This window comes from Streptomyces sp. P5F9 (assembly GCF_057961495.1).
This window is the reverse complement of record NZ_JBXVPZ010000014.1, coordinates 49,315-57,350: the sequence shown is the minus strand read 5'-3', so window position 1 is coordinate 57,350 and position 8,036 is coordinate 49,315. Positions and strand designations below refer to the sequence as shown.

Below are 8,036 nucleotides of genomic sequence, written 5' to 3'. Positions count from 1 at the left end.
CAGCGGATGCACGCCCCGGGCAGACACCCGCGCGTTCACGAACCTTGACCGGCTACACCACTTCGCGGGACACCATCCTTCAGGCGGACCGGTCGCCGTGCTCGAATGGTACGAATCCAGTCTCACAGCATGCGAGGACCGCCTCGACGCCGCGGCTATCCCGATCGAGAAGGCCGACGCCGATCTGGTGCTGGTCGCGGGCGGCGCCGACAGGATGTGGCCGTCCTTGCGGTTCGTCCAGGAACTCGCTGACCGGCGCACGGCGGCTGGGCGGGACACTAGGGTGATCACCCATATTGGGGCGGGCCACCGCATAATCTTCCCGCACGAGGTGGCGCCACCTCCATCCACCCACTTTGACCACGGTGGCATCCCCGAGGCTGGCGCAGCGCTGGGAGCGGTCGCCTGGCCCCGCGTGATAGCCGCCATCCGCGGCTTCTGAACCTGCCGGGCGTTACTGGTCAGGAAGCTGGATCCCGAAAGACCGAGGTCACGTCCGGGGCGATGCGGGCCCGGTCAACTGTCGGCCGGCGCCGGTTCCCACTGCGTTGCGAACCGCTTGAGACGGAGGCACATATGGAGGCAGACCTGGTCAGTCGCAGGAGGGTGGAACCGCTGACCGGCATGGACAATCTGGTCGCAAGGCGCTCACCAGCCGCCCCACCAAGCATCAACGCCACCTGCTCCAGGGCCCGTTGAAGGAGCACGGTCCGCCGCCCGTAGCGGAAGGTGAGGCCCTCGACCTGTTCCGCGAACGTCTTCTTCCCGCAGTCGCGGTTGTCGCAGAAGAAGCGACGGCCCCCCAGATCGATCACCATCGGCTGCCCGCCAGCCGCCGTGTCGGCGAGTCTTCGTCCGTACTGGCTGTGCACCCGCCCCGAGGACGTACCGCAGTGGGAACATTGAGCCGTCGGCGTCGTGCACATCGCGGTGATACGAACGCCACATCCGACCCGGACTACTTGGTCGACGAGCACGGCGGACAGGTACGGGAACAGGACTTTCAGCAGGCCAGCAGCATGATCCCCCATCGGGAAGGGCTACCCCAAGATCAACGGCTTCACGGAAAGTGCCGAAGAGCCAGCTTTTCACGGCTGCCGTCACGCGGTGATGATCTCGGCGGTGGCGGGAGCGAGGGTGAGTCCGAGCATGCCGTGGCCCGAGGCGACGTAGACGTTGGGGAGGGGATCGAGGCGGCCGATGATCGGCAGGCCGTCCGGGGTCATCGGGCGCAGCCCGGCCCACGGACTGGCCTCTCCGGGCGGGTTGTCCCAGCCGGTGAGGGAGCCGGCCGCGGCCTGCTTGATGGCGGCGATGCGCCGGGGGTTGATGTTCTCCTCCAGGCCGCCGAACTCCATGGTGCCCGCCAGCCGCAGGAAGCCGTTCAGCGGGGTCACCGCGACCCGGGCGTCCTCCAGCGTGAGGGGCGTGCGCAGCGGCACCGGAGACGGAGAGTAGTCGACGCTGTAACCCTTGCCCGGCCGGATCGGCAGGGGGACACCGAGCTGGGTGGTCATACGGGCGGTCCACACCCCGCCGGCCAGCAGCAGGTTGTCGCCCCGGTACTCACCCTTGTCGGTGAGCACGCCGGTCACGGCGTCGCCCTGGCGCAGGAAGCGTTGTACGGGGGTGTGTTCGTGGATCTCGACGCCGAGTTCGCCGCACCGCTTGAGCAGGCCCTGGGTGAGGGAGTCGGGCTCTACCTGGCGGTCGTCCGGGAAGAACAGGCCGTGCTTGATAGGGCTGTTCAGCACCGGTTCTCCTCAAGGCGGCGTCGGCCGACAAGACGGTGGCCGTGCTGTCGACCGCTCAGATCCCCACCGGGCACATGGTTGTCGACACCTCGATCCGCTTCTCCGAGCAGAGCGCCATCCGCAGCGCCGTCGACAGCACGGTGGCCCGCACCGTGTCCCTCGACGCCGACCGCCTGGCCCAGGCGCTCTTCGGAAGCGAGCAGTACGCCAACATGATCCTGGTCGGCGCGGCGTTCCAGCTCGGCCGGCTCCCCATCACCGCGAAGGCACTTGAGCACGCCATCACGCTCAACGGCGCCTCGGCGGCCACCAACATCCAGGCCTTCCGCCGGGGACGCCAGGCCGTGGCAAACCCAGAAACCCTCCAAGCCGTACTCGCGCCAGACGACGCACCGCCCACTGTCACACCGACCCCCTCCGGCGACGTGGCATGCCTGGTGGCCATGGTTCGGGCGGCGGACAGCTCACGGCTCCCCGAACTCGTCGCACGTCGCACCGCTGAACTCGTCGTCTACCAGGATCTGCCGTACGCGCGGGAGTACGTCACCTTCGTGGAGAAGGTGCGCACCGCCGAAGAGGCTACGGTCCCGGGGTCCACCGAGCTGGCCGAGGCGGTGGCGACGTACCTGTACAAGCTGATGGCCTACAAGGACGAATACGAGGTCGCCCGGCTCGTCCTCGACGAGACGTTCGACGCCTCCGTCCGGCACGAGTTCGGCACCGACGCGGCGTACCGGGTCAAACTGCACCCGCCGTTGCTGCGTGCGATGGGACTCAAGCGGAAAATCTCGTTCGGTGCGAAGGCCCGTCCGATGTTCCGCCTGCTGTACGCCGCACGCCACCTCCGCGGCTCTCGCCTGGATGTCTTCGGCTATCACCCGGTGCGCCGCATGGAGCGCGAACTCATCGTGCAGTACCGGCGGGAGATCGAAGAACTGCTGCCCCGGCTCAGCCCGCTCACCCTGACGCCCGCCGCCGAAATAGCCTCGCTCCCAGACTTGGTCAGGGGCTACGAGCAGATCAAGGTGCAGAACGTACACCGCTACCGGGAGGAACTCACGCGGCTGCGCGGCGAGTTCGGCGCGAGTCACCGACTCGGCACGCTCGACAAGACGGCGAGCGGGTCGCCGGAGCGGTGAACCAAGCCGACTTGGTCCAGGGCGGACAGGGCGTGCTCAAGGCTCACCAAGTCGTGGCGGCTGAGCGGACTGCGGTCCACGTGTCGTCCTCGTGGGCGTAGTCCATGGTCATCTGCAGGCGCCAGTTCGCGCGGGTGCCGTACATCGTTGCGTCGGTGATGAAGCGGCCGGAGACGCGGGCTGTGTTGCCCTCGACCTCGACAGCCACGCTCTTTTCCTCGACCCGGTGGTAGAGGAACTGGTCGGCACGCATCTGCGACAGCCACTCGTCCTTGGGCTGCATGTAACCGGTGACGTGGGTGAGGGTGCAGCCGTCGGCGAGCAGGTTGTCCAGGGCGCCGGTATCGCCGTCGAGCATTGCTTGCAGGTAGGCACGGAAGGCCGTGGCGACTTCGTCATGGGTGCTCGGGGGACCTTCATCGGGCGGGACGGGACGAAGACGGTCGCCGACAACCTGGCCGAAGGTCAGCCCGCAGATGTCCTGCTGGGGACCGCCGTGCATCGCCGGCCACAGGAATCCGGACGTCATGGGTAGTGTCCGCGGGTGAGTCGAGCGCCTCTGCCGGGGAGCTCGCTGTCATCGTGCCGGCGGTGCTGCGCTGTGACCAGAAGACCGGAGACCCGGCCGACCGGTGGTAACGGGGCGCATCGGACTATGTGAGCAGGTGGGCGCGGGAGGTCCTCAGCCCGTCGGCCGCCCGTGCCCACGCCTGGCCCCGGCCCGCCCAGCTGTCGCGACGACCGCCCCGCGCGGCCCGGGGCCGGCCGAAGGATTTCCAGGAGACGAACGGCCGAGGCGGATCCCGTGACCGGGGCACGATCCTTGCGGATGGACCGCCTGCTCCAGACCTGATGTCGCGACGTCGGCGTCGGCAGTGTGAAGGGTGTGGCTGCGGGGTGGGAAGTGGCGCTTATGGGGTTGGCGCCAGGGTGCGTGCCAGGTCCCACAGGTCAGGCAGTGCGGCGCTGATGCGTTGCTCGGCCCCGGCCGGTAGCTGCTGCAGAGCCTCCGCGATCGCCTTGCTCAGGCCCTCGTTGACTTCGTTGCCGGCCGTGATCATCTTCCCTGTAGGGTGCAGTTCCACGAACCGTCGGTCGTGTGCGCTGGGGCGGCGGTCGATGAAGCCGTCGCGGGTCAGCTGGGTGACGAGAGTGCTCACGTTGTTGGGCTGCATGCTCAGAGTGGTGGCGATCTCGCGGACGCTGATGCCCGGCCGGCTGTCGATGAGGCGCAGAACCTCCACTTGGGCGAGCGGGCGGGTCGGCTGGCCGGTCGGCGGCGTCTGGCGCTGACGGAGCGCCCGGTGCAGCGTCCACGCAAGGCGGATCAGGTCATCGGGTAGCCGTTCGGGCTCTCGCTCGGTCACGCACTCACTATACCTCTAAAGCTAGAGCTGTATCGCCGGTCGAGCTGCGCGGTCGACTTGACGGAAGGGCGAGAGGGAATAACTCTAGCATTAGAGGTATAGTCCTAGATTTACACACCCTCTCTCTCGCATCTTGGTGTTTCGCCTTCTATGCTGACCGTAAAGCAGGACACGAGTCCTTCTTTTCAGGACTGGAGCCGTCATGAGTCCCTCCAACGCTTCGACCGGCCGACCGGCCGAGCCGAAGATCGAACGCTCTCTCACCCTGCATCTGCGCGGCGACTGGGGCACCGCGAACCTGCACCGGGTCTGCGGATGGATCGCCCAGGAGCTCGCGGACCGCTGCGGGCCCCACACCCGGATCGCCACGTGGAACAGCCGGGGCTTCAGCGACGCGGTACGGGCCGTAGGCCGGGGAGAGGTGCAGGTCGCCCTCACCACACCGACGGCTTTCGCCGCCGCGGCGCTCGACGGCCGTGGCGTCTACGCGGACGAGTTCTTCCCGGAACTGCGCGCTCTCGGGGTGGTGCCGCAGCGGGACCGCCTGGTCGTGGCCGTGCACAAGGACCTCGCCGTCACTACTTTCGCCGAACTGCGTCAGAGCAAGCCCGCCCTGCGGCTCGCCACCTCGGTCCATGACGGCGTCAACCACGTGGGACTGGCCGCCCACGAGCTTCTGACACGTGCGGGCGTCGACGTAGTCGGCTGGGGCGGCGAACTGCTCGAGGACGAGCGGCCGTTCGAGTCGTTGGACCACGCGACGGAGGGACGGGCGAACGCCATCGTCCATGAGGCGATCATGCTGCCCGCGTGGCAGGAGATCGGCCGCCACTTCAACTTCCTCGAAGTCGAGGACGATGTCCTGGACAGCCTCCATGACGACTTCGGCTGGCCGGCGGCAGTCGTCGACGACGAGTACTTCCCCGACCGGACGGCCTTCAAGACCCTCGACTTCTCGGACTTCCTCGTGTGTACCCGCGCCGACCTGGCCGAGGACGTGGCCTACGCCATCGCGTGGGTACTGGGGGAGACGCGGCACCTCATCGAAGGGCAGTACCGGCACCTGGCTCCGGAACGCAGCCCCATCACCTACCCGCTCGACCCCGTCACCATGGGCAGGACCACGATCCCCCTGCACCCCGGCGCCGCCCGCTACTACGACGCCCTGCCCACCGCATGACACCCGCCCAGGCCCGCAGGCTCGCCGTGGAAGCCTCCCATGCCCTGGCCGCGGCTGGCCAGGGCGACATGGTCTGGGGGCACGCCGCCGTGCGCGACCCGGACGGCCGCGGCATCTGGATCAAAGCCCCGAGCTGGGGCCTCGAAGAAGTCCGCGACGACCGGCTGCAACTCGTCTCGTACGAAGCCGAGGTGCTCATCGGCGACGGCACTCCGCACAAGGAGTGCCACATCCACCTGGAGGTGCTGCGCGCTCACCCACAAGCGCACTGCAGCGTGCACACCCACGCGGAGTCGGCCATCGCGTTCGCCGCCCTTGATGTGCCCCTTCTGCCGCTCTCCCACGAGGGCGCCCTGTTCGGGGGTGAGGATGTGCCGAGGTTCAGGGAGACGGGAGGGCTCGTCAGCACTCCCGAGCTGGGGGAGAAGCTCGCCACGGCCCTTGGCGAGGCTCCCGCCGCCCTCATGCCCAAGCACGGGCTCGTGGCCGCCGGATCCACCGCAGCGGCGGCCGTGATGCACGCCGTACTGCTCGACAGTGCCTGCGCCATCCAGCTGCGGGCCCGGGCGGCTGGTCAGGCGGTCGGCCACTCCGACGCCGCGGAGGCCCGCGCCAAACGTGCCCAGTGCTGGCCCGACAGCCAGCTGGAGGCCGGCTACCGCTACCTCGTCCGGAAGGCGGCCACCACGCTCGCCTCGGGCGGCTCGTCTTCTCGCCCAGCCTGACGCCGGGCGCCGCAGCTTCCGCACTTCTCAGAAGGGTGTGACCCCGTCACACCGATTCCCCGATTCACAGCAGAAGGACTTGTGCCATGACCGACCAGCCCAACTCCGCCACCACGGTGACCGACTGGACAACCCTCTCCACCGGGGACGGACCGATGCGCGTCTTCGCCGCGCGGCCCGCACAGCCCGCGAACCGGGCCGTGGTCGTCCTGCAGGAGGCGTTCGGGGTCAATGACCACATCCAGGACATCGCCTGCCGCTACGCCGCTCGTGGCTTCCTCGCCCTGGCTCCGGACCTGTTCCACCGCAACGGTGTCGGCACCCTCGCCTACGAGCAGCACGCCGAGGCCATGCCTCTGATCGGTGCCATCGGACCGGACGCGATCGTCACCGACATCGAAGCCGTCCTGACGCACCTCGCCGAGAAGGAGAACGTGCCCGCCTCCCGTACGGCGATCCACGGGTTCTGCTTCGGAGGCCGCGCCGCCTTCACCGCCGCCACCGGCATCCGCGGCCTCGGCGCCACCGTCGTCTTCTACGGCCCGGGCATCGCAGCCGGCCAGCACGCGGTCCTGAACCGGGCCGCGAACATCGACGCCCCCATGATGCTCCACGTCGGCGCCGAGGACCCCACCATCCCCAGCGACCAGGTAGCGGCCATCGAGGGGGCCCTCACCGCCGCGGGCGTTCACTTCGAGAGCTACATCTACGAAGGTGCCGGGCACGCCTTCGCCTGCGACGCCCGGCCCCACATGTACGTCGAGGACAGCGCGAAGACCGCCTGGCAGCGCACCCATGCCTTCCTCGACGAGTACCTTCCCGCAGCCTCCTGACCACACTCCCACCGACGAAACAAGGACGTTTCATGGGTACCGTCACCGAAGTCATCACGGTCGTCTGTTCCGACCAGCCCTCCCGCACCGTCGAGCGGGACGAGCACCTTCTGCTCTCCCCGCCGCACCCCAATCCCTTCCCGGTGAAACTCTGGCGCGATCACGAGCCCTTGAGCGTGGTGCACTTCCCCCACGCGTACGAATCCGTGCCGTTCGCCCCACCGCGTGGCATCTACGAGAGCGACCAGGTCCGCGTCGAATGGCAGACCATGGACAACCGGCAGCCCTTCTACCACCGCAACTGCGACGTCGACGAGATCTCCTACCAGATCGCCGGCGAGCGCACCCTGATGACAGAACTCGGCACCGTCGAGCACCGGCCCGGGGAGTTCTCCCGGCTGCCCCGCGGTGTCGCCCACGACAACTACGGGCGGCGTGAGAGCCACCTGCTCTTCTACACACCCGCCCCCGTCAGCGAGGAACGCCCGCCGGTCAGGCGGTCCGAAGCAGTGTTCCCGCCCTTCCCCGGCTGGGAACCAGGCAACATCAACGAGGCGGTCACCCAGTGCATGGGCACGCCCGGCCATGACATCACCGTCGCCCCCGTCGACGAACAGCGACTGCTGGAACAGGTACACGCCGAGAAGGAACGCCTCAGCGTCCTCACCGGGACCGACGACGTCGGCATGACCTGGCTGTACCGCTCCGCTGGCTTCCGTCTGGGTTCCGTACGGCTGCGCCCCGAGAGCGAGCGTGTCTACCGGCGCACCCTGGACGCCGACGAGATCCAGTACCAGATCGGCGGCCGCCGCACTCTGGTCAGCCAGCGCGGCATCGTCGACCTGGGGCCGGGCGACTTCGTCCGTATCCCGCTCGGTATCGCGTACACGAGCGTGTGCGCCGAGGCGAGCGAGCACATCACGCTGTTCTCCGACCGCGAGCTCCCGCAGATCGCCGAAACGACCAGGACCGCCGAGCCATACACCCCCGAACGCCTGGCCGCGCTGCAGCACTGAAACGACGTAGGAGCCGCACCAC

At 68.4% G+C, this 8,036-nt stretch carries 10 protein-coding genes; 6 read left to right on the top strand and 4 right to left on the bottom strand.

Going from position 1 to position 8,036, the window contains the following annotated elements; all coding sequences use genetic code 11:
• A partial coding sequence (locus AC31A1_RS04825) for an acyl-CoA thioester hydrolase/BAAT C-terminal domain-containing protein (RefSeq protein ID WP_489651996.1) occupies window positions 1–442 on the top strand: 442 nt, incomplete at its 5' end.
• 19 nt (window positions 443–461) lie between these two features.
• On the opposite strand, the gene AC31A1_RS04820 is transcribed toward AC31A1_RS04825, so the two are convergent.
• Complete coding sequence (locus AC31A1_RS04820) at window positions 462–926, bottom strand: transposase family protein (RefSeq protein ID WP_489651998.1); 465 nt, start codon at window positions 924–926, stop codon at window positions 462–464.
• Between the two features lie 174 nt (window positions 927–1,100).
• Window positions 1,101–1,754: an NAD(P)/FAD-dependent oxidoreductase gene (locus AC31A1_RS04815; RefSeq protein ID WP_489651995.1), complete on the bottom strand. Its 654-nt coding sequence runs from the start codon at window positions 1,752–1,754 to the stop codon at window positions 1,101–1,103.
• A 41-nt stretch (window positions 1,755–1,795) separates the two neighbouring features.
• Between AC31A1_RS04815 and AC31A1_RS04810 the strand changes: the two genes are divergently transcribed.
• Window positions 1,796–2,893, top strand: a complete 1,098-nt coding sequence (locus AC31A1_RS04810; RefSeq protein WP_489651994.1) for a DUF6537 domain-containing protein — start codon at window positions 1,796–1,798, stop codon at window positions 2,891–2,893.
• 43 nt (window positions 2,894–2,936) lie between these two features.
• Here AC31A1_RS04810 and AC31A1_RS04805 read toward each other — a convergent pair whose 3' ends face one another.
• The gene (locus AC31A1_RS04805) at window positions 2,937–3,422 is read right to left on the bottom strand and encodes a nuclear transport factor 2 family protein (RefSeq protein WP_489651993.1); all 486 of its coding nucleotides are present in this window, start codon (window positions 3,420–3,422) and stop codon (window positions 2,937–2,939) included.
• Between the two features lie 382 nt (window positions 3,423–3,804).
• Window positions 3,805–4,260 (bottom strand): MarR family winged helix-turn-helix transcriptional regulator, encoded by a 456-nt coding sequence (locus tag AC31A1_RS04800; RefSeq protein WP_405846520.1) that lies wholly within the window; start codon window positions 4,258–4,260, stop codon window positions 3,805–3,807.
• Window positions 4,261–4,462: 202 nt separating this feature from the next.
• Here AC31A1_RS04800 and AC31A1_RS04795 point away from each other — a divergent pair, with 202 nt between their 5' ends.
• The 4 genes from AC31A1_RS04795 to AC31A1_RS04780 all read left to right on the top strand — a co-directional run bounded on the left by AC31A1_RS04795 (window position 4,463) and on the right by AC31A1_RS04780 (window position 8,014).
• Window positions 4,463–5,440 (top strand): TAXI family TRAP transporter solute-binding subunit, encoded by a 978-nt coding sequence (locus AC31A1_RS04795; protein ID WP_489651992.1) that lies wholly within the window; start codon window positions 4,463–4,465, stop codon window positions 5,438–5,440.
• Window positions 5,437–6,165, top strand: a complete 729-nt coding sequence (locus tag AC31A1_RS04790; RefSeq protein WP_489651991.1) for a class II aldolase/adducin family protein — start codon at window positions 5,437–5,439, stop codon at window positions 6,163–6,165. Before AC31A1_RS04795 ends, AC31A1_RS04790 begins: the two co-directional genes overlap by 4 nt.
• An 86-nt stretch (window positions 6,166–6,251) precedes the next feature.
• Window positions 6,252–6,998, top strand: coding sequence for a dienelactone hydrolase family protein (locus AC31A1_RS04785; RefSeq protein ID WP_489651990.1), 747 nt, complete (start codon window positions 6,252–6,254; stop codon window positions 6,996–6,998).
• Between the two features lie 32 nt (window positions 6,999–7,030).
• Entirely contained in the window at window positions 7,031–8,014 is a 984-nt protein-coding gene (locus tag AC31A1_RS04780) for a cupin domain-containing protein (protein WP_489651989.1), read from the top strand.
• Window positions 8,015–8,036: the final 22 nt, after the last annotated feature.

Coding starts and splice junctions, on each gene's coding strand:
- AC31A1_RS04820 (WP_489651998.1), bottom strand. CDS start 926: ATGTGCACGACGCCGACGGCTCAATGTTCCCACTGCGGTACGTCCTCG.
- AC31A1_RS04805 (WP_489651993.1), bottom strand. CDS start 3,422: ATGACGTCCGGATTCCTGTGGCCGGCGATGCACGGCGGTCCCCAGCAG.
- AC31A1_RS04795 (WP_489651992.1), top strand. CDS start 4,463: ATGAGTCCCTCCAACGCTTCGACCGGCCGACCGGCCGAGCCGAAGATC.
- AC31A1_RS04790 (WP_489651991.1), top strand. CDS start 5,437: ATGACACCCGCCCAGGCCCGCAGGCTCGCCGTGGAAGCCTCCCATGCC.
- AC31A1_RS04785 (WP_489651990.1), top strand. CDS start 6,252: ATGACCGACCAGCCCAACTCCGCCACCACGGTGACCGACTGGACAACC.
- AC31A1_RS04780 (WP_489651989.1), top strand. CDS start 7,031: ATGGGTACCGTCACCGAAGTCATCACGGTCGTCTGTTCCGACCAGCCC.